We start from the raw sequence: 23,178 nt of genomic DNA, 5'->3' as shown, positions 1-23,178 counted from the left end.
GTGATTCCGCCGAGCGCGGTCCGCGATTCCTGGCCTGGGGGTCGACGTCCGAGCCGGGAACTGACGGGTCGGGTGGTCCGTGATTCTCCCCCGCCACCGAACACGGATTATCCGCGCGTGCGGCCTGGTTACCGGGCATGCTCCGCATATCGGGCGCCGATGCAGGTCGGGTCGAAGATGAGTTTGTGCGGGTGTTCCTGATTTTCTGACCTGCGGGGTGCCGGTTTTGTCGGCTGGTCCTGGGTTCGGGTGGGCCTTTTTTACCTGTATTTTCGCCTGTCAGCGTGCTGGGCATGGACCCACGCAACGAGCAGGCTCCCGTCCCCGTGGCCGTGCCGGGGGGCATGTCGGCGCGGCTGGAGGCGGTGGCGGCAGCGTTCACTGCGCCCACACCGGGCGCGACTGCGGTGCGGCTGGCTGGCGCGGGGGTGGCGGTATTCCCGTGCTGGCCTGGTGGCAAGACCCCGCTGACCAAACGTGCCTTCAAGGACGCCACGAGCGACCCGGCCCGGGTGGCCGGGATCTGGCGGTCGTGGCCGAGGGCGAACGTGGGGGTGCCCACGGGCTGGGTTTCGGGCCTGGATGTGGTGGATGTGGACGTGCATGCCGATGGTGACGGGTGGGCCGCGTTCGACCGCACGTTGCGGGCGGGCCTGACGGCCGGGTGGGCGTTCACGGTCCGTACCCCGCGCGGCGGGCTGCATGCCTACTTCCCCAACCCCGGTATCGCCGAGAACCGCTGCTGGTCGCTGTCGGGCGCGCATGTCGATTTCCGGTCCAACGGCGGCTACGTCGTGGTCCCGCCCAGCCACGTCACCTACCCCGACGAGAACCTCTGGCAGGACTCCGGCCCGGAGGCCGGACAGCCGGGCCCCGGCGGGGGCGGGTTCTCGGGGACGTATGTGCTGGAGAGGGTGGCCGGTCATGCGGTCACGCCCGTCGACGGGCCGGGCTTGCGTGACTTCCTGGCCCCGCCGCGCTCGCCGCAGCGTTCGTGGCTGGCGTGGGCGGGCGACGGCGCGCGGCGGTCGAGGTCTCCTGAGCGGTTGGCCGCGTGGCTTGCGAGCCAGCCCGGTTCGGGCCGGCATCTGCGCATGTTCTGGGCGGCGTGCCGGCTGGCCGAGTCCGGGCACGACCTGCAGGTCGCGTTGGCCACGATCGGCCGCGCGTCGGTGCAGGTGGGCGTGAGCGAGCGTGAGGCCCGCCGCCAGATCGGCAACGCCTACCGCCTGGCCGGCAACCACCCGCGAGCCGGCCCTGCACGGCCGAGCGTGCCTGATGCCGGTGTCCCCGATTCCCCGACGGGCGGCGACCGCCGCCCGTCGCGTCCCGACTCCCCCGGAAGGTGAACTGTCATGAACTCCCCCAACCAGCACTACCAGCAATCTCTCGAGGCGCAGCGGCAGGCTGCCGTGCAGCGCCCGGCCACCTCGGCCACGCCTGCGGCGGATGCGAGCTCGTTCGCCGTGCACGGCGACCCCACCCTCCAGCACCCGGCCGGCCGGCAGGACGGCCAGCACGGGCAGGACGGGCAGCAGGGTGGACGGGGTGGTGTGGGTGTGCGGTGGACGCCGCTGTCGCAGCTGCCCCGCACCGATGTGGTGCGGCGGATGGTGGCCTGGCCGGTGCGGCTGGACGCCTACCTGCTGCGCCTGGTCCGCCGTCCTGTGGTGGCCCCGGCCCGCTGGGCCGGCCAGGCGACCTGGAACGGTACGCGCCGCGCGCTGGGCACGGCCGCCAAGGCGCTCCCGCAGCGCACGCACCGCCCTTCCGGCCCCACGCGCCGGTCCCAGCGCCGCCGGGGGGTGAACCTGTGATGAACGCCCACGACACGACCACCGCTCAGGGCGTGCAGGCGCCTGCCGCGACGGGGGCCCGGTGGCCTGAGGAGCGTGCGGGTCTGCCGTGGTTCGCCACGGCGCGGGGCCTGCGGCGCCTGCTGCGAGCGGTCGAGGAAACGCCGGGCGGGTGGCAGGCGCACCCGCAGGTGCCGCAGTTGCTCGCCTACATCGAGGCGAAGTATCGGCTGTTGGCCCGCCGGTACGGCCGTGAACCGGCGGATGCGGTGGCGGCCGCGTTCGAGGTGCTCGCGGTTCCCGCGATCCTGGACGCTCACGACCCGTAGGGTGTGGTGACCATCGCGGTGCAGCGCACGCTGCAGGCCGAGGACCGTGCCGAGCGGATTCTGTGTTCGACCGACCGTGCCCGCCGGATGATGCACTCGGGCGAGCACGACACGGCCCGGTTCAGCGACCTGGATCCCGATGCGGCGATCCCCGCCGCGGTCGAGCACACTGCCGCCACCCTGCCACCGGACCACGCGCTCGAGGCCGGCCACGCGCCGGGCTCGGGCAGTGAGCTCGTGTCCGATGGGGTGGCAGGGGGTGTGCGTCCTTCGCCGTTGGAGGCGCGGATCGGGTTGATCACGGTGCGCACGGTGATGCTGGCGGCCGGCTGGCCGGCGGACGTGACCGCGGGCGCGGTGGAGTACGTGTGTGAGCGGCTGGGCCAGTCCAAGGACACGTCGGCCGCGTTCGAGCACCTGCGCCGCGACATGGTGCCCCTGGGCGGGTTCGACCTGACCCACCGCGGCTGGGTGGCGTTGTGCCGGGTGCTGCTGGGCGAACCGGGCCGACCCGGCCTGCTCGAGCGCGCCATCATCGGGCAGCGGCCGGTCGACCTGCTGGCTGATGCGCGCCTGCTGCGCGACCTGCAGGGGATGGCGCCCCGGGTGGGGGTGCGTCATGGGTGAGCGGGCCGACTGGCTGGACGTGGCGGTCTCGGCGATCACGGTCGGGATACGCCACCGTCGCGATCTGGGTGACCTGAACGCTTTGGCGTCCTCGATCAACAAATTCGGCATGCTGCAGCCGATCACGGTCACCCCGGATCTGGTGCTGGTGGTCGGGTGGCGGCGCCTGGAGGCGGTCAAGCTGCTGGGCTGGGACCGCGTGCGCGGCTGGGTGCGTTCGGGCCTGTCGGACCGGGCCGGAGCGTTGCTGGCCGAGCAGGACGAGAACACGGTGCGGCTGGCCTACTCCCCCACCGAACAGGCCAGCTTGTACCGGGAGCTGAAGCAGGTACTGCGCGAGGAGGCGGCCCGCCGCCAGGAGGTGTCCTGGTTCGGTACCGGCACCCCTCCGGCGGCCGTGGCCTCCGCGGCCGGATCCTCACCCACCGGCAGCGAGCCAGGCGCTGGTGCGGGTGCGGGGCCGGTGAATCCGCAGGAGGAATCGGACCAATTTGGTGGTGCTGATTCAGCACCACGGGAGCAGCGGGGCGAATCGGGCAAGGTACGCGACCAGGCGTCCGAGAAGGTCGCGGGCCGCAAGGCGCACCAGGTGCTGGAACGGATCGGCACCCTGATGGACCTGTCGGTGGACCCGGCCCAGCCCGAGCACATCCGGGCCCTGGCCACCGAAGCCGTGGAACGGATCAACGACGGCGGGCGGGTCGCACCGGAGTGGGAGGCCGTGACCACGGCACTAGCGGAACACACTGCCGCCCGGTCCCGGGACACCAGCACCACCGACCCCAGCACCACAGACACCGAAGCCAGCCACCCCGCCGGCTCCCCGGCGCCGGTCAGGCCGGCAGTGTCCCGGGCTGCTCTGCGCGGCTGGGTGCAGTCCTGGCGGCACACCGACGTCCTGCTCGACGCGCACGACCCGCAGGTGCTGGGTCCGGCGCTGCCGCAGCAGAAGTGGGAGGAATTCCTCGGCACCCTGCGCCGCACCCAGCACTGGGCCGACAAGGCACAGATCGCCCGCTCCCAGGACGACACCACCCCCCACACCGCCCCCAACACCGGCGAGACCTCGCCGGTGCCCGACAGGCAGGCACCCGGCGCTGCCGAGCCGGACAGGCTGGGAGCACATGCCCCTGAGGCAGCGACGGCAGAATCGGACTCGGAGCCCACGACCCCAGCAGGTGAGATCGAGCCGGACACTCCACCGCAGACGCAGTTCGATGCCCGGTTCTCCGCCGGTGCACGCGACGAGAACGAAGACGCCGAGGAGGATGCTGCTCGGTCCGATGACCGGCCGCTTGAGGGCCCGGCCGCTGACGACTCCCCCGCACATGCTCCGGAACGGGCTGGCGCGCCCGGCCAGATCGTGGGTGCGTCATGAGGGCGGTGGCGCGCTCGTGGCGCGGCTGGGTGCTGGCCGCTGTGGTGGCGGGGATGGTGGTCGTGGTGGCGGCCGTGAGCCTGCTGTGGCGGGCCGGCGGCGCGGACCACGATCTGGAGGCGCCGCCCGCGCCGGGACCGCAGGCCAGCAACGGGCCCGACCCGTCTCCCGGCCCGGGCGGCACCGGCACGCCGGCCACATCCGGTCGAGGTTTGGTGGGGTCGGGGGCGGATCCGCTGGTGTTCGCCGAGCAGGTCGCACCGTTGCTGTTCGACTGGGACACCGGCGAGGTCACCCGTTCGCAGGTGCGCGACCGGGTGCTGACGGTGGCTGACCCGTCCGGGGTCGAGACCCCGGGGCTGGTGGCCGACCTGGAGGGGTGGCTGCCCGAGCCGGACTGGTGGTCCCAGCTTTCCGAACACGGCACCCGGCAGTGGATCGACGTGTCCGGCGCGAAGATCCCCGACGCGTGGACCGAGGCCACCAAAGAGGGCCTGCCCGGCAACATCGCCCCGGGCACCACGGCGGTCACCGTCACCGGCCTGCGGCACCGCGAGGCTGTCGTGGCGGACGTGACGGCTACCTCGGCCTACCCGGTCGCGGTCACCCTGTTCATCACCTGCACCAACCCCAACTCGCGCGCACCGGACCCCGACCCGAACCCGACGATCGCCCCGGACGCTGCACTTGACGCCGCACCTGACGCCGGGCTGGGCGCCGACTCGACCGAGCGCGAGAGCTCGGGCGGCCCGGCTGGCGAGGGGTGCTGGCTGTTGCGGCTGAGCGTGCCAGGCAAGGTCCTGGAATGAGGGCCGAACCATGCGAATCCTGTGGCGGCTCGCCGCGACCGGGCTGATCGTAGCCGGACCGGCCGTACTAGCACTGGCCCTGGCACTCACGGCAGGGCTGTGGGCGGGGACGACGCATGCCGGGTGCGCGCCAGGGGTGGCCCGGATCCCAGACCGGCTGACCGCCACCACGGCCGACGGCGTGCGCGTGGAGCTGGATCGTCGGCAGCTGTCGCATGCGGCCACGATCGTGCGCACCGCGGCGGCGACCGAGGACGTGGGACGTGATGGGGTGCTGGTGGCGTTGATGGCCGCCTTGACCGAGTCCCGGCTGCGGATGCTGGCCAACACCACCGCATGGCCCCAGTCCGCGGGCTTCCCGCATGACGGGGACGGGGCGGACCACGACAGCCTGGGCTTGTTCCAGATGCGGCCGCTGGCCGGGTGGGGGTCGGTCGCCCAGCTGATGGACCCCGGCTATCAGGCCGCCGCGTTCTTCGGCGGACCCGACGGCCCCAACCACGGCTCCCCACCAGGACTACTGGACATTCCCGGATGGCGGGACATGCCCAAGGGCGCGGCGGCCCAGACCGTGGAGGTCTCGGCCCACCCCGACCGGTACGCCGCCTACGAACCGGTCGCCGAAAGCATCCTGACCGCCCTGACCGAACCCACCCTCAGCAAGGACGCCACCCCGAGCAACCGGGACTCGAGCGCCGATGGTGGTTCGGGGCTGGTGTTTCCGCTGCCGGAAGGGTCGTGGCGGCGCACCTCGGGATTCGGGCACCGCTACCACCCGAAGTACCACACGTGGCTCCTGCACGCCGGCACCGACTACGCCGCACCGGCCGGTACCCCGGTCCTTGCCCTGGCCGACGGCGTGGTCACGGACAAGAGCTGGAACGACCGGTCGGGAAATCTCCTGGTCCTGGACCACCAGATCGACGGCCAGCAAGTGTCGACAGCGTACGCGCACCTGCTGGACGGCTCATTGACCGTGGCCGAGGGCGACCGGGTCGCCACGGGGCAGCAGATCGCGGCGGTCGGCACGACCGGTGCCTCGACCGGACCCCACCTGCACTTCGAGGTCCATCCAGGCGGGTTCTACCACCCAATCGACCCCGAGCCCTGGCTCGCGGGCCACCACCTCACCCACCGCCAACACGCCGCGCCAGCGGCCTGCACCCCAGGAGACACACCATGACCAGAAACCCCACACCCCGAACCTCCGGCGTCCCAGACACCGCTACCGCGGCAGCTGGGCCCGACACTATCGCGTCCGGCATGGCCGCGTCGCACGAGTGCGAGGTAGGTATCGCGCGGTTCGACGGCGTCGATGCGGTATTCGGCGTGATCGTACGCCCGGGCCCGGCCGGAGACCTCGACAGGGCCAGCGCCGAGCTGGTCGGGACCGGCTTACCGGCCCGGCAGGCCGCGGCCTGGCTACGGCACATCGCCGACGTCCTCGAATCGCCGCCCCGCCCCGGCACCGACCACACCCCGGCGCGCAACCCCGACCCCGCATCCGATGCTACGTCCGACGGCGAGCTCGCCTCGGAGCCAGCTGCTGAGCAGCCGACCGGCCGAGCGGCTGCGGGCGGCGGCTACACGACCGTCCTGCGGTGGTGACGGTGCACCTGCCAGCCGTGGGTGGCACGAGTGTGGCGCCCGACTTCTCAGCCGTGACCGGTAGCGGGTTCGACCACATGGTCGGCGCGCTGCTGACGATCACGCTGATCACTGCAGTGGCCGCACTGCTCGTGGCGGCAATCACCTGGGCCGTGGCGGCCTCGGCCGGCAGCTGGATGACCGTGGCCAAGGCCCGCATCGGCCTGCTCGTGGCGGCCGGCGGCGCAGTACTGGCCGGTGGCGGGCTGGCGTGGACCAACTGGCTGCTGGACACCGGGCGAGGGCTCTGACCGTCGCCGTCCCGCTTCCCGGCTCTCCTGCTGCGGCTCCTGCCGACTCTCGGCGGCGCCTTCCTTCGAGGAGAAGTGGACCTGATCATGAGACTGGACATCAACATCACGCCCAACGACGACGGGCTGCCTGGGATCACGCAGCTGGAAAACATCGTGGGCGCGATCATGACCATCGGGCTGATCTGTGCCGTGCTGGGCATGATCATCTCCGCGATCGTGTGGCTGTTCGGCGCGAACAGCTCCAACCCGCAAGTCGCAGGGCGGGGCAAGACCGGCGTGCTGGTGTGCCTGGTCGCGGCGGCCGTCTGCGGGGCCAGCGTGGGACTGGTGAATTTTCCTGGGATATCGGCCAGGAAATCAAGAATTGAGGCCCGGTGTAGGGATCCATCGAAGATGACACCTGGAGCGGTGTACTTGTCACTGAGTTGCCCCTCGAGCGCTTTGCACTTGTCACTTTCGGTGTTCGACTGGACCTGTCCGGTGATCGAGGAATAGGTCACCGAGGCCCGACTCACAACACGTACACCTAGAGGTCCTACAGCGGCTGTGACGCACCTTGCCATGCTGGCCAACACACGCCCGGTCCGGCGATTGCGCAGAACCCGTGGGCCGGCAGAGCGAGTGGCAGCCGACTCTCACGTTGCTGCCATGTGGCGGGAGATCGTTTCGTAGTCCGATTGCGGGATGGGAAACAGGCCGCGGCGAAATGGCAGGCCCCAGTGTGTGGGGTCGGTGATGAAGGACAGCCGGTCGGTCAATGGTTTTGCATCGATTCGCTGACACGGGTGGAACTGAACCGTGAGGCGCCAGGGGCGGAAGTCGTCGCTGACGTGGGCCTGGTAGGGCTCATCGCCGGTGATTGTGGCAAGGGCGGTGAACTGCCGGACAGGTGCTCCTCCCCGGAGGGCGGTGCGTGGGGAGTAGAAGATCATCTCGTCACCGCGGGCCGGCTGGCGAAGCCGCTTGTCGGCGCCGTGGTCGGCCTGGGTGAAACCACCCTCGATCGCCGCTTCGACGTGGTCGAGACTGACGGTGTTGATCCAGAAGCGCCGCACACCGGCGGGCGCCTGATCCACGTGCGGCAGGCCGTGCGTGCCGCCACGCATCCGGGGAGATGACGTCTGGTTCATGCGGTAGTCAGTCCTTCAACGAGTCCGGTCGTCGTCCGTCCGATGAGCCGCGTCAGGTCATCGCCGACGCGGGCGAACGCGCCTGCGCCGATGGTCTCGTCGAGACCGGCGAGGAATCCCGCCGTCGCCTCGTCCATGCCGATGCCGGTGAGGATCTCCTGCAGTTCATCGGCGGTGACGGGGCGATACTCGACGCCACGGCCCAGGACGACCGACATGGCCTGCGCGATGTCGGTGTAGGTGACGTCGGTGGCGCCGGAGAGGCTGTAGGTGGCGTTGTCGTGCCCGTCGGTGGCGACGACGACGGCAAGGGCTTCACCAAGGTCCTTGCGGCTGGCCGGTGCCACCAGCGCGTCACCGACGGCGGCCGCATAGACACCAGTGTGGCGGGGGGCGGCCAGGGAGGGAATGTAGTTTTCGATGTACCAGGTGTTCCGCATGATCGTGTAGGTCAGACCCGAGGCGACCAGCGCCTCCTCGGTCGCCCGGTGGTCGGCGTTGATGGCGAACCGTTCATCATCGGCTCGCACTCCGCTGGTGTAGTAGATGTGTCCGACGTCGGCGGCCTTCGCCGCTTCGATGACCGCGCGATGTTGCTCGACGCGATGCGGGCCGTCGCTGGAGATCAGCGCGACCTCGGAATGGCCAGCCACCGCCTCGGCCACCGCACCCGGGTCCGACAGATCGACCCTCGCGGTGTTGAACCCGTCAACTGCGAGTTCGCCGAGGCGAGTCTGGTTGCGTCCCGTGGCCGTCACGGTGCCAGGGTCGATGCCGCGGGCGAGAAGGCTCTCCAGCGCGTGACGGCCGAGCGCACCCGTCGCACCGAAGACCAGGAGCTGCGGTTCAGGCACGATCGTGCAGGGTGATCTGGTAGCCGCTGGGGTCCGCGAACGTGAAGGTCCGCCCGAACGGCCCATCGATCGGCGCGGACACGATCGTGTGTCCGTCGGCGACCAGGGCGTCGTGGATCTCCTGCACCCCCGTGGCGTGCAGCCAGATCGCCGCGCCGATCCCCGGCTGGGAGACCGCGTCGAGGTCGGTGCCGGGAACCAGGTCACGCAACGCGAACGCGATCGGCTCCGTCTCGAACACCACCGCATGCGGGGGGCCGGCCGGCGAGCGGACTAGCCCCAGGTACTTCTCGTAGAACGCCTGGGACACGTCGAGGTCGCCTGTCTGCAGCGAGACGAAGTCGGGACCGGTGGCAGGCATGATGAACTCCTTCAGTCGATGTCAACTTCCTGACACACATCAATCTATGTCATACTGTTGACATGAGTCAAGACGGCGTCGGCATCGATCTGGAGGCCTCGGTGGGATACGCCCTCAAAGAGGCCTCCAGTGCGCTGCGTACCGCGATGGAGGAAGTCCTGCGTCCACTCGGCATGAACGTGACGCACTACTCCTGCCTGGAACTCCTCGCGCAGCGACCTGGCCTCTCGAACTCCGAACTCGCCCGCGGCGCCTTCGTCACACGCCAAGCGATGAACGTGCTCCTCCAAACCTTGGAGCGAGACGGATACGTCACCAGACCCGACGCAGCACCCGTGGGCCGAGCCCTTCCCACACGCCTCACCCCCCGCGGGCGCCGCAGACTCGAGAAAGCATCCGCAGCAGTACGCACCGTGGAGAACCGGATGCTCGCAGGCATCAACGACACCGAACAAGCACTGATTCTCCGGGCACTACGGCAGATGACGCAATCTCTCCACGAGACCACCGGCCCGACGAACCCCTAACCTCCGAGCGGGGCGCTGACACACACCTCAACTACATACGCCAAGCGCACTCCCACGAGCTAGCCAGACGGCCGTGAAACCTCCGTCGACCGGCAGGGCGATGCCGGTGACGAAACTGGACTTGCCTGAGCACAGCCACACGACCGCGTCGGCGATCTCGGAGGGCTCGGCAATCCGACCGATCGGGTGCGCGGCGTCGAGCGCCGCTCGGAACTCCGGATTCTCCTCGCCCACCAGCTGACCCTCCTCGAACGCGCCAGCGGCGGGCCTCTCCTTCAACGGAACGGGAACCGTCGCGGCGCGACCCTCACACCTCTCGGTCAGGACCTGTGCCACCAAGCACAAGAGCACCTCGGGATCTCACCGATCCGCCCGACGACATGAAGAGACCCTCATGGCCGAGGAAAGTGACAACTTCGATGCACGCTCCACGTCAGCAGACCTTCCAGAGCTGGGCCATCAGCGGCCTACCGGCCACCTCCTGGGTGACAACAACGCCGCAGAAGGGACAACTCCATGGACTTCCTACACCCCGTCATGGCGATCTGCGATGTTCCGGTGGCACGGTCGGTGTGCTCAAGCCTGACCGATGATTCCGAGTCGTTTTTCATGGCCGCGCTGGATGACCTGACCGGCCTGATCGGCCAGGCCGCCTCGATGATGATGCAGGGCCTGTGGCAGGGGTTCGAGGCCACCACGTTCGTGGACGTGACCACCCCGGCCTTCCGCGACCTGTACGGGGTGGTGTTCGGCGTGGCGGTGTTCGTAATGGTGACGTTCTTCCTGCTGCAGCTGATCACCGCCATGCTGCGCCGCGAACCTGCCGGCTTGGCCCGGGCCGGTCTGGGGCTGGCCAAGTCGATCCTGGGGTCCTTCGTCGTGGTCACCATCACGGCCGGGCTGCTGGAGATCACCGATCGGGTGTGCCTGGCGATCGTGGCGGCGTCCGGCCGCAGCCTGGAGCAGATGGGCACCGAGCTCGGACTGATCATCACCGGCACCGCGGTCGCCACACGGGGTCCTGGCGGGCCGATCCTGACCTTGTTCCTTGCCGGGCTGGCGTTGAGTGCCACGTTCCTGATGTGGCTGACCTTGCTGGTGCGCAAGGCGCTGCTGCTGATCGCGATCGCGCTGGCGCCGCTCGCGCTGGCGGGCGCGACCTGGGACGGTGCGCGCGGCTGGGTGGCCCGGTGGGCACAGTTCGTGCTCGCCCTGATCCTGTCCAAGCTGGTGATCGTGGTGATCCTGCTGCTGGCCGTCTCCCTGGTCACTGCGCCGACCGACGGTGACTTGGCCCCGTGGGCGGACAAGCTCGCCGGGATCGTCCTGCTGCTGATGAGCGCGTTCGCGCCGTACCTGGCGTTCAAGGCGATCTCGTTTGTCGGGTTCGACCCGCACACCACCGCGAGCATGGAGGCCGAGTCCAAGCAGGCCCTGGACCGGTCGGTGCCCACGCTGTCGGCCGGCGGCGCGGCAGGCACGTTCCTCGGATCCCGCGGCGCGAGCGTCCTGGGCCCAAACGGCCGCCCCACCACCGCCACCGGCTCCCCCGGCGCCGGTGCGGGAGGCGGGGCCGGTGCGACTAGCTCTGGAGCAGCGGGGGCCGGGACCGGAGCTGGTGCCTCTGCCGGTGGCGGGGCAGCGGCCGGTGCGGGAGCCGCCGCGGGTGGTCCGGCGGCGGTGGCCGTCGCCGGGGCACAGGTTGCGAAGAAGTCCGCGACGGCGGGCCCGCAGGCCGGGGCCGGGGTCGGTCAGGCTGCCGGGCAGCAGGCCGACGCCGTCTCCGGCTCGTCTGGATCGGCCTCGGGCTCGTCCGTGGCAGCCGGTTCCGCCGCTCGCACACAGCCGGCCGCAACGCCTGCCACGCCGCTGGCCGCAGGGGCGGGCGGGCGACCGGGCGGATCCGGGCAGGCGGCCACCGCGGCACCCACGACCGGGGCACGGGAGGCCGGGGCCGGGGGTGTGGCGGGGCCGGTGACGGCTGATCCGGTCAAGGCGCGGCCGGTGGTGCTGGACGGGAAGGGGCGTGAGAGGAAATGACCGCCACGCCCTCCACCGGTTCCGGGCAGTCGGATGGGTTGCGGCCGGTGAAGTTCTCCCGACTGTCCAAGCGGGTGCTGCTGGTGGGCTTGTCCGCGCCGCAACTGGCCGCGATAGCCGCCGGCATCCTCCCGGCGCTCGCGGGCCTGTATCTGGGCACGTTCGTCTACGCGCTGCCGTTCACCATCGCCGGCTTCGCCCTGGCGACTGTGCCGGTGGGCGGGCAGGTGCTGGTGGACTGGCTGCCGGTGGCCGCCGCCTGGGTGTGGCGCACGTTGGCGGGGCAGCTGCGGTTCACCGCCCGGCCAGGCCGGCCCCGCCCAGCCGGAACGCTCGCTCTGCCCGGCCGTGCGGCGGCGTTGCGCCATCACGTCGATGCGGTCACCGGGGCCGGGCTGGTGCATGACCCGCATGCGGGCACGCTGTGCGTGACCGTGCCGGTCACCTCTCCCGCGTTCGGGCTGCTGGACCCGGCCGACCAGGCCCGCCGCGTGGCCGGGTGGGGCCGGGTGCTGGCGGGCGTGTGCCGGTCGGGCAGGATCGCGGCGCTGCAGGTGACCGAGCGCACCTGGCCCGGGTCGGGTACGGCGCTGACCGACTGGTGGACCAGCCACCGCGCCAGCGGGGACGACTCGTTTGCTGCGCGGGTGTACGGCGAGCTGATCGAACGGGCTGGCCCGGTCTCCGAGCGGCACCAGACCCTGATCCGGCTGGTGCTGGACATGCGGAAGGCTGCTCGCGCTATCCGCGCCGCCGGTGGCGGGCTGGGCGGGGCGGCCGCAGTGCTGCGGCAGGAGACCGAGACCCTGACCGCGGCGTTGCGCTCGGCGGACCTGACCGTCGGCGCACCCCTTGGCCCGAGTGAGTTGGCGTTGTGGTTGCGCACCGCATACGACCCCGATTCGGCCGCCCGGCTGGAGGCCCACCCAGGCGTGGGACGTGACCTTGAAGCCGCGGGGCCGATGGCGGTGGCCGAGTCGTGGGATGCGCTGCGCTCGGACGGGGCCTGGCACGCGGTGCTGTGGATCTCCCAGTGGCCTCAGTCGCTCACCTATCCCGGGTTCCTCGCCCCGGTCCTGCTGGCGTCGGGCATCTCGCGCACCGTCGCGATCCGCTACCAGCCAGTCGCGGCCGACCAGGCGGCGCGGGATCTGCGCCGCCGCAAGACCGGGCACATCACCGAGGCTGCCCAGCGTGCCCGGATCGGGCAGATCGAGGACGTCACCCAGACCAGCGAGTACGACGACGTCCTGGCCCAGGAGGCCGAACTCGCCGCCGGGCACGGCCTGCTGCGCACCACCGCCCTGATCACCGTCACCGCACCCGATGCCGACCAGCTCGAACACGACGTGGCCGCCGTCGAGCAGGCCGCGGTCCAGGCCGGGATCGAGACCCGCCGCCTGTACGGCCAGCAGACCACCGCCTTCGCCACCGTCCTGGCCCCCTGACACCCCCGGCGCCCTCCGCTCGGGCGCCCGGGCGCGCCGTGAGCACCGGCGGTGTATCGCAACAGATGCGTTGAGTTGTGCCGGGGCGGGGTCGGCACCTGCACAGGTACCAGCGCCTACCGCTTTTCCGGCAGACGCGTGAACCAGGCAGGGGGCCGTCATGCGCGAACTCGTCGAGACCGCCACCAACCCTGGCGCCCCCGCCAACACCCGCGACCATTCCGAGACCGGCCCCACGGGTCAGGACCGCGACGACGAACGTGCCACGGCTCAGGCACGGATGCTGGAGGGGGCAGATGCGGCGGCGGTCGCGGCCTGGTACCAGACCGAGGCCACACCTGTCCACGACGTGCTGGCCTCCCGCATCTGGCAGGCCGCCCGCACCCTCGGGGTGACGCCCGGTGAACAGGCCCTCGCCCTGGGCAGCCAGGCCCGCACCTGGCTGACCGCCGGCATGCGCCCGGCACCCCGCTTCACCACCGCCCGCCCCGACCACGCCCACCCCGCAGCCACGCCGCCCTCCTTCGCGGCGCCCGCGAACGCGCCGCAGGTGCGGCACGACTGGCAGGCGCGCGACTGGCGAGAGCATGGCTGGCAGGCGCAGATCCCGCCGCACCTGCCCGATCAGGCCACACCGCTCGTACCGGCGGGGCACCGGCCCGATGGCTCGTTCGCGCTGGTCCTGATCAACACGCCCCTGGCCGACGTCCGGCTGCGACTGCCGACCCACGTGCGCGCCCGCCGCGACGGCGCCGCCCGCACGCTCACCCTGGCCCGCCACGTCACGGTCCCCGGCGGCCTGATCGCCGCCGTCGTACCCCATGACCTGCTGGACACCAGCAGTCCCCCCGGCGACGACGCCGTCGAGCCTGCCCAGTCCTCGGACGAGATCTCGGGCGGGCTGGGGTGGCCGGGGATCGGGCATGGTGCCGATTTCCTGGGGGCTGTCCGCCTGCCCTCGGGTGCGCTGCGCACCCCGCCTGACTGCGACGCGCCCGTAGATGTCGTGCTCCTGCGCCGCAACCCGGCAGCAGACGGGGTCACGGGCCCGTTCCGTACCCCCGGGGTCGCGGCCGTGCCCGGCGAACCGGTGCCCTCCTGCCGCCACTACGTCCGCAATCCCCGCGCGGTGCTGGGCGTGTGGCTGCACGAACGCGACCGGTTCGGGCAGACGGGCCTGTACATCACAGATCCGGCCGGACTGTGGCCGCTGGCCCTGAACTCGGCACTGAACCGGCTGGTCGCCCACACCCACACCACCGACCACGCCCTGGCCGCCGGCACACCCGCGCACCTCCTGCATCCAGCCATCGAGCCGCCTCACCCCCTGGCACCCCACCCCCCGCAACACCCCACCCGGCGCGACAACAGCGGGAACCAGAACTCCCGGCCCCTGTAACCCAGGCGCCCGCGACGAGCCCGCCCCGTGCGCGAGACCGGCCACCGCGAAGGCCGCTACCCAGCCCGCAGGGGGCAGGAGCAACCGGCCCGCACGGGCAGGAGCGAGGAGAACCCTGATGCAGCACGATAAGCCCAAGCCCGCCGATGACCCACCTGGCGCGCACACGGAACCCGGCCTGCTCACCGATCGTGAGCGGCTGGCGGCGCCGCTGGTCCAGGCGGCCGGCGGCTTCGATGACATCGAGGACGAGGCGCTCAACGCGTTTCACGCTTCCCTGCTGGGCGCGAATCTGCACGGGCTCCTCATCCGGGAGACCTCGTTCACTACGCAGGCGGCCACCGCAGGAATCGCGCGCGGGGATGCGCCGGGCCGGGAGATGGTGCTGATCAGCTTGCGCGACCAGGTGCGCCTGGCGGCGCCGGCCGGACCGCACAACGCGCTGGTCGCCCTCACGCCCGCGCAGGCCGCCCGGGCCTGGGCTCTCCCGCTCGAGCCAGCCCGGCAGGTCCTGCACCAGGTCACCGGCGCCCTCACCACCGCTCGGCAGGTCGCCAGTTCCTGTGCGCGGATGCGCGCCGCGCAGGTCACCGCCCTGGAGATCGAGGCCCGCATCGAACACCGAGCCGCCGCCACGGGGGTGGAGGCTTCGTGGCTGATGAACACGCGCCAGCAAGCCGCCCGGGTCCAAATGTGGCAGGCCGCCATCGCGCCGTTCCGCGGCACGGCCATGCGCCCCGCCGAGGACGTGGCCGCTGCAGCGCGGCGAGTGCGGGTACTGACCGAGGACCTTGCCGCGCTGCGCCGCAGCGGCCTGACCGGATGGATCGCCAACCAGCCCACCCGCGGGCGCAGCCAGCTGGCTGACCGGCTCGCCGCTGTGCTGCGTATCGGCGGGCACGCGCGGGCCTACCGCCGCCAGTTGCGCGCCGTCGAACACGGCCTGGATGCCGCGATCGAGCGCGAGCACGCGGCGCGGATGCTGGCGGATGCCGTACAGGGTCTGGCCGACGCGCGCGCTCTGACCGACGCCCAGGCATGCCCGAAAGGACCGGAGGAGGAACCACAGGAAGCGACTCCGGCCACGACAAAGCCCTGGTGAGATCTACCGTCTCACCAGGGCTTTTACGTCGGGCTGACAGGATTTGAACCTGCGACCCCTTGACCCCCAGTCAAGTGCGCTACCAAGCTGCGCCACAGCCCGTCGGTCTCCCGGACATGCCCGAGAGTACCCGTTCCGGCCCCGCAGGGCCGACCGAAATACTACCCCACGTCAGGCGGTGTTCCGCACTCGGGGACGTGGTGACGGCGAACACCGGCGTCACGTCACGCGCCGCCCTCGCCGGCGGTCGCGGTATCGAAGCGTCCCGGCTGCCCCGCGAGGCGCTGTACGGTCTCGAGCCAGACAGGCCCGTGGAGCGCGAGCCACCGCGGCAGCGCCTCGGACCGCGCCACGCCCCAGAGCTCCCCCGCCCGGTCGAGCACCGAGTCGACGAGGTCCAGCCGGAGCGCCGGGTCGAGCCCGAGGCCTTCGAGGTCGTCGGCGAAGAGGTACTGGAAGTGCCGAGGATGCTCGGCCGCGTAGCCGCGGTAGCGCTCGGAGAACCCCTCCGGTGACCCCACGGAGACGAGCGCCCCCGCGAGGTCTCCCGCGCATGAGCGGTAGATCTCGGCCAGGAGCCGCCTCCGGTTGCCGAAGTACGTGTAGACGCACATCGTCGAGCGGCCCGCGGCCTCGACGAGCCGGCGGACCGACAGGTCCCCCGTACCCTCCCGCGCGATCAGGTCGCGCCCTCCGCTGACGAGCATCTCGGCGACGGTCGGTGTCGACATGGTCAATTTCCGATCTCGATTCATGGCGAGGCTTGACGGCCTGCACCTCAACTATAACGATCGTTATCGACATAACGCTCGTTATTACCTCAGGAGGCTTCCGTGTCCGACTCCGTACTCCGCAGCGAGCTGCGGCTCGCCGCCGTCGCCGGATGGCTGTGCGCAGCCGTCCTTCTGGTCAACACCGCCGAGTCCGCCGAGCTGCTACCGGACGCCCCGGCCACCCAGCTCGTCGCCCCGCTCGGCCAGATCTTCGCGATCGGGTTCGTGCTGGGGCTCTACCTCGCCGTCCGCACCGTCGGCGGGAGGCTGCTCAGGGCCGGTCTCGTCGCCAACGTCGCCGCGATCGCGGGGCTCACCGGCGCCGCGTTCGTCCTCAACCTCGTGTTCCCCTACCTCGACCGACCCCGGATCGACGACCTGCTCGCCGGCCCGCTCGGACCCGCGCTCGTCGTCGTCTCGCTCTTCCTCGTCGTCGCGACCCTGACCTTCGTCGCCGGCCTGTGGCGTGCCGGCGCCGCCCCTCGGGCGGCTCTGGTGCTCTACGCCGTCGCGGCGCTGCCGATCGGACTGCGCGCATTCGTTCCCGAACTCGCCCTGCAGTCCGGGCTCGTGCTGATCGCCGCCGCGATCGTGTGGCTCTCGCTCTGGCTCTGGCAGCGCGCCGCGGGTGCCCGTGCCGACGGCGCCCACGGGTAGTCGACCGCGACCGCCCGACCGCCGTCACAGCCCCAGGCGGTACGCCACCAGCAGGAGGTCACGCTTCTCTTCCGGGCTCCAGTCGCGTTCCGGGTCCCGGACGAACCCCAGGCGCTCGTAGACGCGGTGCGCGGCGTGCATCTGGGGCTGACTGCACAGCACGACGGCGGTGCGGCCGGACGCCCGCGCCCGGTCGAGGCACGCGCGGGCCAGCGCCTCGCCCACGCCCCGCCGTCGTACGTCGGGGCCGACGACGAGCATGCGGATCTCCGCCTCCCCGTCCCGGGCGAGGTCCGACATCGGGCCCGGCGCCGGCACGTACGTGACGCCGCCGAGCATGCGATCCCCGCTCTCGCCGTCGCCCTCCACGGCGACCAGCACCTCGGCGACGGCCGCCCGGGCGGAGACGTCGCGCAGCCGGGGCAGGTACGGATCGTCCTCGCCGTACTCGAGGAATCCCTCGCGCAGATAGGCCTGCGCCGTGAGCTCGCCGAGCGCGTCGTGCTCCGCCTCGGCGATCGGCCGGATCGTGAAGTCCACGCCCGCAGTGTCGCGCAGGCCCGGCACCACCGCCAAGGATTTCGGGACCGTCAGGCCAGGGACAGGAAGAGCTTCTCGAGCTCCTCCGTCGTCAGCCCTTCCTTGTTCTTCCCGGTCCCGGCGCACTCCTCCATCGCGTTGGCGACGACGACGAACCCGGCGCGGTTGAGCGCGTGGGTGACGGCCGCGAGCTGGGTGACGACGTCACGGCAGGGCGCGTCGGACTCGACGGCGTCGATCACCGCGTCGAGCTGGCCGCGGGCGCGGCGCAGGCGGTGGAGAACACGACGCCGCGAGTCCTCGTCGGTGACGCTCACGAGCGGTTCTGTTCCGCGACCTTGGCGCGGACCTCGTCCATGTCGAGGCCCTCGACGGCGTCGATGACCTGGCCGAGCTGCGGGGCGCCGAGCGCGCCGGGCTGCGCGAAGACGACGATCCCGTCGCGGAACGCCGCCAGCGTGGGGATCGAGGTGATCCCGAACGCGGCCGACAGCTCCTGCTGCGCCTCGGTGTCGATCTTGCCGAACACGATGTCCGGGTGCTCGTCGGACGCCTTCTCGAAGACGGGGGCGAACATCTTGCACGGCCCGCACCAGTCGGCCCAGAAGTCGAGCAGCACGATCTCGTTCTCGGCGATCGTCCGCTCCAGGTTGTCCTTGGTGATCTCACGTGTAGCCATGCTCATCACCGTATACCCCTGGGGGTATCAGCCGTCAATGCGGCGTGCCTCACGCCTTCCCGGCACGATCCCCGTCCGGCCCTCCCACGCGCCGTGCTCCGACAGGGGCCGGAACCGGAAGGTCGCGAACTCGTGGTGGAAGTCACGGCGGCGCCGCTCCGCCATCGCGGCGGCATGCCGCTCCGGTGCCGCGACGGCGGACCGGCCGTGCACCATCTCCTCCATCTCACGCACCGAGCGCCAGACCGAGAACGTCGAGATCGTCCGCGCAGGACGGAAGGCGGCCAGGGCGAGCGTCGTTCCGGGATGATCCCGGACGAGCCGCTCCACGGGCTTGCCCCAGCGCAGGAACCGGGGCACCTCGCCGAGGCGCATGCGCGCGACGGTGACGGCCACGACCGGCTCGTCCGGATCCCAGGCCCCGGCGCGCGCCGGCAGGTCCGCCCACGCGGCCAGCCGCGACCAGCGGCGCAGGAACTCCAGCCGCACGTGCCAGCCCTCGTCCAGACGACGGCCCAGCGGATCCCGGGCGAGGAACCGTTCGACGGCGTCCTCGTCGCGCCACTGCGCGAACATCGCGATGCGGCGCAGCTGCAGGCGGTCCGGCGAGATCGTGGGCGCCCCGAGGCGCATGAGCGCCAGGCACTCCACGTGCTCCAGGCCCGGCGTCGTCGTGCCCGACGGCGGCCGCAGCAGCGCGTCGGCGGTCCGTGCCGGCGGGAGCTCGGCCAGGTGGAAGGTGTGGACGGTCACTCCCGCGCCTGCCTGCTGCCGCGGCGCAGGATGGTCCGCCCCAGCCAGACGAGCGGGTCGTAGCGGTCGTCCGCGACGCGCTCCTTCATCGGGATCAGCGCGTTGTCCGTGATCTTGATCCCTTCGGGGCACACGTCGGTGCAGCACTTCGTGATGTTGCACAGGCCCAGCCCGTGCTCGTCCTGCACCTCGGCGACCCGGTCCGCGACGTCGAGCGGGTGCATCTCCAGTTCGGCCACGCGCATCAGGTAGCGCGGGCCGGCGAACGCCGGCTTGTTCTCCTCGTGGTCGCGCACCACGTGGCACGTGTCCTGGCACAGGAAGCACTCGATGCACTTGCGGAACTCCTGCGAGCGCCCGACGTCGGCCTGCTTCATCCGGTACTCCCCCGGCCCGAGGTCGGGCGGCGGGGTGAAGGACGGGATCTCGCGCGCCTTGGCGTAGTTGAAGGACACGTCGGTCACCAGGTCGCGGATCACCGGGAAGGTGCGCATGGGGGTGACGGTCAGCACCTCGCCGGGCTCGAACACGGACATGCGCGTCATGCAGAGCAGCCGCGGGCGGCCGTTGATCTCGGCGGAGCACGAGCCGCACTTGCCCGCCTTGCAGTTCCACCGCACGGCGAGGTCCGGGGTCTGGGTGGCCTGCAGCCGGTGGAGGATGTCGAGCACGACCTCGCCCTCGTTGGCGTCCACCTCGTAGTCGGTCAGTGCGCCGCCGGCGGCGTCGCCGCGCCACACCCGGAGCCGGGCGGTGTACGTCATGCGGTTCCTCCCTGAGGTCCGGCGCCGGGATGCGCGATGAGCTCGGCCGGCGTGTAGTACTTCTCGAGTTCGGTGAGGTCGAACAGGGCGAGCAGATCCTCGCGCATCGGCGCGCGTTCGGTCCGTTCGACGGCGATCCGTGGCACGACGGCGTCCTCTTGGCCGTCGCGCACGCACGCGGTGAGCAGCGCGCGGTGCCGCCACTCCGGGTCGAGGCCCGGGTGGTCGGAGCGGGTGTGGCCGCCGCGGCTCTCGGTGCGCGCGAGGGCCGACGACGCCACGGCCTCGCCGACCATGAGCATGCTCCGCAGGTCCAGCGCCAGGTGCCAGCCGGGGTTGTACTGCCGGTGGCCCTCGACGACGACGTCGCGGACGCGTCGGCGCAGTTCGGCGAGGTGCTCGAGAGCCTCAGTCATCTCGGCCTCGGTGCGGATGATCCCGACCAGGTCGTTCATCCTCCGTTGCAGCTCGGCGTGCAGGGTGTACGGGTTCTCGCCGGAGCCGTGGGCGGGTGGCTCGAACGGGGCGAGCGTCATCCCGGCGGCGGCGTCGACGGCTCCGGTCCGGGCGACCGGGCGGCGGCCGAGGGCGGCCACGTAGTCGGCGGCGCCGAGTCCCGCGCGGCGGCCGAACACCAGCAGGTCCGATAGCGAGTTGCCGCCGAGCCGGTTCGAGCCGTGCATGCCGCCGGCGCACTCCCCGGTGGCGAACAGTCCGGGCACGCGCGACTGGCCGGTGTCGGGGTCGACGTCGATCCCGCCCATCACGTAGTGGCACGTCGGGCCGACCTCCATGGGCTCGGCCGTGATGTCGACGTCGGCCAGTTCCTTGAACTGGTGGTACATCGACGGGAGGCGGCGCTTGATCTCCTCGGGCTTCATGCGGCTCGCGATGTCGAGGTAGACGCCGCCGTGCGGGGACCCGCGTCCTTCCTTCACCTCGGTGTTGATCGCCCGGGCCACCTCGTCGCGGGGCAGCAGGTCGGGGGTGCGGCGGTTGTTCTCCTGGTCGGTGTACCAGCGGTCCGCCTCGTCCTCGGTCTGGGCGTACTGGCCCTTGAAGACGTCCGGGATGTAGCCGAACATGAACCGTTCGCCGGCGGAGTTCTTCAGGACGCCGCCGTCGCCGCGGACGCCCTCGGTGACGAGGATCCCCTTGACGCTCGGCGGCCAGACCATGCCCGTCGGGTGGAACTGGACGAACTCCATGTCGATGAGGTTCGCCCCGGCGCGCAGGGCGAGCGCGTGGCCGTCGCCGGTGTACTCCCACGAGTTGGACGTCACCTGGAACGACTTGCCGATCCCGCCCGTGGCCAGCACCACCGCCGGCGCCGAGAACTCGATGAACCGGCCCGACTCGCGCCAGTACCCGAAGGCCCCGGCCACGGCGCCGTCGTCGTCGGTGAGCAGTTCCGTGACCGTGCACTCGCCGAACACGCGCAGCCGCGACTCGTACTCGCCGGTCTGGGCGTGGTCGGCCTGCTGGAGCGCGACGATCCGCTGCTGCATGGTGCGGATGATCTCGAGCCCGGTGCGGTCGCCGACGTGGGCGAGCCGCGGGTAGGTGTGGCCGCCGAAGTGGCGCTGGCTGATCCGGCCGTCCGGCGTGCGGTCGAACAGGGCACCCCACGTCTCCAGCTCCCAGACGCGGTCGGGCGCCTCCTTGGCGTGCAGTTCCGCCATCCGCCAGCTGTTGAGGAACTTGCCGCCGCGCATGGTGTCGCGGAAGTGCACCTGCCAGGAGTCGTTCTCGTTCACGTTGCCCATGGCGGCGGCGCACCCGCCCTCGGCCATGACGGTGTGCGCCTTGCCGAAGAGCGACTTGCAGACGATCGCCGTGCGCAGTCCTCGCTCGCGTGCCGCGATCGCGGCGCGGAGCCCCGCGCCGCCGGCCCCGATGACGAGGACGTCGTACTCGTGTCGCTCGGTCTCGATCACAGATGGGCTCCTTCTCCGCGGGCCAGGTGCGCCGGCACTATCCGACGAGCCGCAGGTCGGTGATGGTTCCGCTCGCCACGAGCAGCACGTACAGGTCGGTCGCCACGAGCGTGCCCAGCGTGATCCAGGCGAACGTCGCGTGGCGGGTGTTGAGCGCGGAGATCCAGGTCCAGATCCGGTACCGCACCGGGTGCTTCGAGAAGTGCGCGAGCCGTCCGCCCATCACGTGCCGGCACGAGTGGCACGACAGCGTGTAGCACCACAGCAGCACGACGTTCACCAGCAGCACGAGATTGCCGATGCCGACGACGAACCCGTCGGTGGGGTGCCGGAACGCGACGATCGCGTCGTAGGTGTTGATGACCGAGACGATCACCGCGATGTAGAAGACGTACCGGTGGACGTTCTGCAGGATCAGCGGGAACCGGGTCTCGCCCGTGTAGGTCGCGTGCGGCTCCGGCACCGCGCACGCCGCGGGCGCCAGCCAGAACGACCGGTAGTACGCCTTGCGGTAGTAATAGCAGGTCAGCCGGAACGCCAGAAGGAACGGCAGGCTGATCGCCGCGTACGGGAGCAGCGGATGGTCCGGAAGGAACATCCCGAAGTGCGCCGAGCCCGGCTCCGACGCGCACCCGAGCGACACGCACGGGGAGTAGAACGGCGTCAGATAGCGCTCGTCCGCGAAGAAGTACTGCTGCTGGAACGCCCGCACCGTCGCGTACACGACGAAGATCAGCAGGCCGACCGTGGTGGCCGCCGGTGGCAGCCACCAGCGGTCCGTCCGCAGCGTCCGCGCGCCGACCTCGGCGCGTCCGGGAGCCTCGACCCCTCGCGTCGCCGCCGTCACGACCGGTCGCCGTGGTAGCCGCCGAGACCCTCTTCGTCGACGTCGCTCCACATGGTGGAGTCCTCCGGGGTGTCGGGGACGTAGATGGTGTCCCGGGTCTCGGTACCGGCGGGATGCTCGGGGCGCGCCGCGGCGAGTTCGCCCGCGTCGATCTCCAGCCGTTCCAGATCGTTCACCAGCCGGCGCACCTGGGGCCCGTCGCCGAAGGTGTCGCGCACCTCGGCCACGCTGCGGCGCAACTGCTCGATCGAGCGACGAAGCGTCAGGTATTCGGTGGTCGTCATCCGCACCTCCTCGAGGAGGCACCTCACGTCGTCGTGAGGTGCATCACACCCGACTTTGCCGTGAACGTCCCGGGATGGCAAGGGGAGTCGTGGTCCGGCTGCGCGGGGATGCGCGGGGATTCCCGTCAGGTTCATCCGTCGTGTGGGTTGCAGACCACCCGGCGAAGCGGTGGGGTGCGCCGGGATGTACGCGGCGTGTCATCAGCCCGCGCAGGCCGATGCTCCCCGTGCAACACGATCGGA

Annotated in this window: 28 protein-coding genes, 1 tRNA gene and 1 pseudogene; 16 read left to right on the top strand and 14 right to left on the bottom strand. The window is 71.3% G+C overall.

The genetic code is table 11. The features are described 5' to 3' along the window. Positions 1-293: 293 nt before the first annotated feature. From IIE03_RS25175 to IIE03_RS25130, 10 genes and pseudogenes are all read left to right on the top strand, one after another. Positions 294-1,349, top strand: coding sequence for a bifunctional DNA primase/polymerase (locus tag IIE03_RS25175; RefSeq protein WP_192865535.1), 1,056 nt, complete (start codon positions 294-296; stop codon positions 1,347-1,349). Positions 1,350-1,355: 6 nt separating this feature from the next. After that, positions 1,356-1,817, top strand: coding sequence for a hypothetical protein (locus tag IIE03_RS25170; RefSeq protein WP_192865534.1), 462 nt, complete (start codon positions 1,356-1,358; stop codon positions 1,815-1,817). After that, entirely contained in the window at positions 1,817-2,125 is a 309-nt protein-coding gene (locus tag IIE03_RS25165) for a hypothetical protein (RefSeq protein WP_192865533.1), read from the top strand. Before IIE03_RS25170 ends, IIE03_RS25165 begins: the two co-directional genes overlap by 1 nt. Before the next feature lie 3 nt (positions 2,126-2,128). After that, positions 2,129-2,752 carry a hypothetical protein gene (locus tag IIE03_RS25160; RefSeq protein WP_193107597.1) on the top strand — a complete coding sequence of 208 codons (624 nt, stop codon included), beginning with the start codon at positions 2,129-2,131 and terminating at the stop codon, positions 2,750-2,752. After that, positions 2,745-4,130 (top strand): ParB N-terminal domain-containing protein, encoded by a 1,386-nt coding sequence (locus IIE03_RS25155; protein ID WP_192865531.1) that lies wholly within the window; start codon positions 2,745-2,747, stop codon positions 4,128-4,130. Before IIE03_RS25160 ends, IIE03_RS25155 begins: the two co-directional genes overlap by 8 nt. After that, positions 4,127-4,939: a hypothetical protein gene (locus IIE03_RS25150; RefSeq protein ID WP_192865530.1), complete on the top strand. Its 813-nt coding sequence runs from the start codon at positions 4,127-4,129 to the stop codon at positions 4,937-4,939. Before IIE03_RS25155 ends, IIE03_RS25150 begins: the two co-directional genes overlap by 4 nt. Before the next feature lie 10 nt (positions 4,940-4,949). Beyond that, a complete protein-coding gene (locus tag IIE03_RS25145) occupies positions 4,950-6,122 on the top strand; it encodes a M23 family metallopeptidase (RefSeq protein ID WP_192865529.1) in 1,173 nt (390 codons plus the stop codon). An 80-nt stretch (positions 6,123-6,202) separates the two neighbouring features. Beyond that, a complete protein-coding gene (locus IIE03_RS25140; RefSeq protein WP_192865528.1) occupies positions 6,203-6,547 on the top strand; it encodes a hypothetical protein in 345 nt (114 codons plus the stop codon). A gap of 2 nt (positions 6,548-6,549) precedes the next feature. After that, positions 6,550-6,837 (top strand): DUF6112 family protein, encoded by a 288-nt coding sequence (locus IIE03_RS25135; protein ID WP_318843169.1) that lies wholly within the window; start codon positions 6,550-6,552, stop codon positions 6,835-6,837. 87 nt (positions 6,838-6,924) lie between these two features. After that, positions 6,925-7,208: pseudogene (locus IIE03_RS25130) on the top strand (DUF6112 family protein). A 267-nt stretch (positions 7,209-7,475) separates the two neighbouring features. Here the strand turns inward: IIE03_RS25130 and IIE03_RS25125 are convergent. Genes IIE03_RS25125 through IIE03_RS25115 form a run of 3 tightly spaced genes read right to left on the bottom strand, consistent with a single transcriptional unit; the run spans position 7,476 to position 9,185 of the window. After that, positions 7,476-7,970, bottom strand: a complete 495-nt coding sequence (locus IIE03_RS25125) for an EVE domain-containing protein (RefSeq protein ID WP_225998303.1) — start codon at positions 7,968-7,970, stop codon at positions 7,476-7,478. After that, a complete protein-coding gene (locus IIE03_RS25120) occupies positions 7,967-8,890 on the bottom strand; it encodes an NAD(P)H-binding protein (protein WP_192865527.1) in 924 nt (307 codons plus the stop codon). Before IIE03_RS25120 ends, IIE03_RS25125 begins: the two co-directional genes overlap by 4 nt. Continuing rightward, positions 8,817-9,185, bottom strand: a complete 369-nt coding sequence (locus IIE03_RS25115; protein ID WP_192865526.1) for a VOC family protein — start codon at positions 9,183-9,185, stop codon at positions 8,817-8,819. Before IIE03_RS25115 ends, IIE03_RS25120 begins: the two co-directional genes overlap by 74 nt. 62 nt (positions 9,186-9,247) lie before the next feature. Here IIE03_RS25115 and IIE03_RS25110 point away from each other — a divergent pair, with 62 nt between their 5' ends. Then, positions 9,248-9,712 (top strand): MarR family winged helix-turn-helix transcriptional regulator, encoded by a 465-nt coding sequence (locus tag IIE03_RS25110; protein WP_192865525.1) that lies wholly within the window; start codon positions 9,248-9,250, stop codon positions 9,710-9,712. A 27-nt stretch (positions 9,713-9,739) separates the two neighbouring features. Here the strand turns inward: IIE03_RS25110 and IIE03_RS26250 are convergent, their stop codons facing one another. Continuing rightward, positions 9,740-10,048, bottom strand: a complete 309-nt coding sequence (locus tag IIE03_RS26250; protein WP_318843168.1) for an SDR family oxidoreductase — start codon at positions 10,046-10,048, stop codon at positions 9,740-9,742. Positions 10,049-10,321: 273 nt separating this feature from the next. Between IIE03_RS26250 and IIE03_RS25100 the strand changes: the two genes are divergently transcribed. The 4 genes from IIE03_RS25100 (at position 10,322) to IIE03_RS25085 (ending at position 15,701) form a co-directional block, all read left to right on the top strand. Continuing rightward, the gene (locus tag IIE03_RS25100) at positions 10,322-11,752 is read left to right on the top strand and encodes a conjugal transfer protein TrbL (RefSeq protein WP_192865523.1); all 1,431 of its coding nucleotides are present in this window, start codon (positions 10,322-10,324) and stop codon (positions 11,750-11,752) included. Further along, positions 11,749-13,200, top strand: a complete 1,452-nt coding sequence (locus tag IIE03_RS25095) for an SCO6880 family protein (RefSeq protein WP_192865522.1) — start codon at positions 11,749-11,751, stop codon at positions 13,198-13,200. The genes IIE03_RS25100 and IIE03_RS25095 overlap by 4 nt, the downstream gene beginning before the upstream one ends. A 160-nt stretch (positions 13,201-13,360) precedes the next feature. Beyond that, positions 13,361-14,599 carry a hypothetical protein gene (locus IIE03_RS25090; RefSeq protein WP_192865521.1) on the top strand — a complete coding sequence of 413 codons (1,239 nt, stop codon included), beginning with the start codon at positions 13,361-13,363 and terminating at the stop codon, positions 14,597-14,599. Positions 14,600-14,717: 118 nt separating this feature from the next. Beyond that, on the top strand, positions 14,718-15,701 hold the full coding sequence (locus IIE03_RS25085; RefSeq protein WP_192865520.1) for a hypothetical protein: 984 nt from the start codon (positions 14,718-14,720) through the stop codon (positions 15,699-15,701). Between the two features lie 28 nt (positions 15,702-15,729). On the opposite strand, the gene IIE03_RS25080 is transcribed toward IIE03_RS25085, so the two are convergent. Then, positions 15,730-15,803 (bottom strand) — tRNA-Pro (locus IIE03_RS25080). 122 nt (positions 15,804-15,925) lie between these two features. After that, positions 15,926-16,432 carry a TetR/AcrR family transcriptional regulator gene (locus IIE03_RS25075; RefSeq protein WP_192865519.1) on the bottom strand — a complete coding sequence of 169 codons (507 nt, stop codon included), beginning with the start codon at positions 16,430-16,432 and terminating at the stop codon, positions 15,926-15,928. A 102-nt stretch (positions 16,433-16,534) separates the two neighbouring features. Between IIE03_RS25075 and IIE03_RS25070 the strand changes: the two genes are divergently transcribed. Further along, positions 16,535-17,131: a hypothetical protein gene (locus tag IIE03_RS25070; RefSeq protein ID WP_225998302.1), complete on the top strand. Its 597-nt coding sequence runs from the start codon at positions 16,535-16,537 to the stop codon at positions 17,129-17,131. A 24-nt stretch (positions 17,132-17,155) separates the two neighbouring features. Here the strand turns inward: IIE03_RS25070 and IIE03_RS25065 are convergent, their stop codons facing one another. Genes IIE03_RS25065 through IIE03_RS25030 form a run of 8 tightly spaced genes read right to left on the bottom strand, consistent with a single transcriptional unit; the run spans position 17,156 to position 22,935 of the window. Further along, positions 17,156-17,671, bottom strand: coding sequence for a GNAT family N-acetyltransferase (locus IIE03_RS25065; RefSeq protein ID WP_192865518.1), 516 nt, complete (start codon positions 17,669-17,671; stop codon positions 17,156-17,158). 50 nt (positions 17,672-17,721) lie between these two features. Further along, positions 17,722-17,988, bottom strand: a complete 267-nt coding sequence (locus tag IIE03_RS25060; RefSeq protein WP_192865517.1) for a metal-sensitive transcriptional regulator — start codon at positions 17,986-17,988, stop codon at positions 17,722-17,724. After that, on the bottom strand, positions 17,985-18,350 hold the full coding sequence (trxA, locus tag IIE03_RS25055; protein ID WP_192865516.1) for a thioredoxin: 366 nt from the start codon (positions 18,348-18,350) through the stop codon (positions 17,985-17,987). Before trxA ends, IIE03_RS25060 begins: the two co-directional genes overlap by 4 nt. Before the next feature lie 27 nt (positions 18,351-18,377). After that, a complete protein-coding gene (locus IIE03_RS25050; RefSeq protein ID WP_192865515.1) occupies positions 18,378-19,103 on the bottom strand; it encodes a hypothetical protein in 726 nt (241 codons plus the stop codon). Beyond that, positions 19,100-19,867 (bottom strand): succinate dehydrogenase/fumarate reductase iron-sulfur subunit, encoded by a 768-nt coding sequence (locus IIE03_RS25045; protein WP_192865514.1) that lies wholly within the window; start codon positions 19,865-19,867, stop codon positions 19,100-19,102. The genes IIE03_RS25050 and IIE03_RS25045 overlap by 4 nt, the downstream gene beginning before the upstream one ends. Beyond that, entirely contained in the window at positions 19,864-21,804 is a 1,941-nt protein-coding gene (locus tag IIE03_RS25040) for a fumarate reductase/succinate dehydrogenase flavoprotein subunit (protein WP_192865513.1), read from the bottom strand. The genes IIE03_RS25045 and IIE03_RS25040 overlap by 4 nt, the downstream gene beginning before the upstream one ends. Before the next feature lie 37 nt (positions 21,805-21,841). Next, positions 21,842-22,651, bottom strand: coding sequence for a hypothetical protein (locus IIE03_RS25035; protein ID WP_192865512.1), 810 nt, complete (start codon positions 22,649-22,651; stop codon positions 21,842-21,844). Continuing rightward, positions 22,648-22,935 carry a hypothetical protein gene (locus tag IIE03_RS25030; protein WP_192865511.1) on the bottom strand — a complete coding sequence of 96 codons (288 nt, stop codon included), beginning with the start codon at positions 22,933-22,935 and terminating at the stop codon, positions 22,648-22,650. The genes IIE03_RS25035 and IIE03_RS25030 overlap by 4 nt, the downstream gene beginning before the upstream one ends. Between the last annotated feature and the right edge of the window lie 243 nt (positions 22,936-23,178).

This window comes from Myceligenerans pegani, assembly GCF_014892515.1.
Lineage (GTDB): Bacteria > Actinomycetota > Actinomycetes > Actinomycetales > Cellulomonadaceae > Myceligenerans > Myceligenerans pegani.
This window is presented reverse-complemented; position numbering and strand designations above follow the sequence as displayed.

What these genes read in the sequence shown, in the direction of transcription:
- trxA (WP_192865516.1), bottom strand. Translation starts at nt 18,350, where the DNA reads ATGGCTACACGTGAGATCACCAAGGACAACCTGGAGCGGACGATCGCC.
- IIE03_RS25030 (WP_192865511.1), bottom strand. Translation starts at nt 22,935, where the DNA reads ATGACGACCACCGAATACCTGACGCTTCGTCGCTCGATCGAGCAGTTG.
- IIE03_RS25140 (WP_192865528.1), top strand. Translation starts at nt 6,203, where the DNA reads ATGGCCGCGTCGCACGAGTGCGAGGTAGGTATCGCGCGGTTCGACGGC.
- IIE03_RS25115 (WP_192865526.1), bottom strand. Translation starts at nt 9,185, where the DNA reads ATGCCTGCCACCGGTCCCGACTTCGTCTCGCTGCAGACAGGCGACCTC.
- IIE03_RS25095 (WP_192865522.1), top strand. Translation starts at nt 11,749, where the DNA reads ATGACCGCCACGCCCTCCACCGGTTCCGGGCAGTCGGATGGGTTGCGG.
- IIE03_RS25150 (WP_192865530.1), top strand. Translation starts at nt 4,127, where the DNA reads ATGAGGGCGGTGGCGCGCTCGTGGCGCGGCTGGGTGCTGGCCGCTGTG.
- IIE03_RS25175 (WP_192865535.1), top strand. Translation starts at nt 294, where the DNA reads ATGGACCCACGCAACGAGCAGGCTCCCGTCCCCGTGGCCGTGCCGGGG.
- IIE03_RS25125 (WP_225998303.1), bottom strand. Translation starts at nt 7,970, where the DNA reads ATGAACCAGACGTCATCTCCCCGGATGCGTGGCGGCACGCACGGCCTG.
- IIE03_RS25145 (WP_192865529.1), top strand. Translation starts at nt 4,950, where the DNA reads ATGCGAATCCTGTGGCGGCTCGCCGCGACCGGGCTGATCGTAGCCGGA.
- IIE03_RS25110 (WP_192865525.1), top strand. Translation starts at nt 9,248, where the DNA reads ATGAGTCAAGACGGCGTCGGCATCGATCTGGAGGCCTCGGTGGGATAC.
- IIE03_RS25155 (WP_192865531.1), top strand. Translation starts at nt 2,745, where the DNA reads ATGGGTGAGCGGGCCGACTGGCTGGACGTGGCGGTCTCGGCGATCACG.
- IIE03_RS25075 (WP_192865519.1), bottom strand. Translation starts at nt 16,432, where the DNA reads ATGTCGACACCGACCGTCGCCGAGATGCTCGTCAGCGGAGGGCGCGAC.
- IIE03_RS25165 (WP_192865533.1), top strand. Translation starts at nt 1,817, where the DNA reads ATGAACGCCCACGACACGACCACCGCTCAGGGCGTGCAGGCGCCTGCC.
- IIE03_RS25085 (WP_192865520.1), top strand. Translation starts at nt 14,718, where the DNA reads ATGCAGCACGATAAGCCCAAGCCCGCCGATGACCCACCTGGCGCGCAC.
- IIE03_RS25120 (WP_192865527.1), bottom strand. Translation starts at nt 8,890, where the DNA reads ATGGGCCGTTCGGGCGGACCTTCACGTTCGCGGACCCCAGCGGCTACC.
- IIE03_RS25090 (WP_192865521.1), top strand. Translation starts at nt 13,361, where the DNA reads ATGCGCGAACTCGTCGAGACCGCCACCAACCCTGGCGCCCCCGCCAAC.
- IIE03_RS25045 (WP_192865514.1), bottom strand. Translation starts at nt 19,867, where the DNA reads ATGACGTACACCGCCCGGCTCCGGGTGTGGCGCGGCGACGCCGCCGGC.
- IIE03_RS25100 (WP_192865523.1), top strand. Translation starts at nt 10,322, where the DNA reads ATGGCCGCGCTGGATGACCTGACCGGCCTGATCGGCCAGGCCGCCTCG.
- IIE03_RS25170 (WP_192865534.1), top strand. Translation starts at nt 1,356, where the DNA reads ATGAACTCCCCCAACCAGCACTACCAGCAATCTCTCGAGGCGCAGCGG.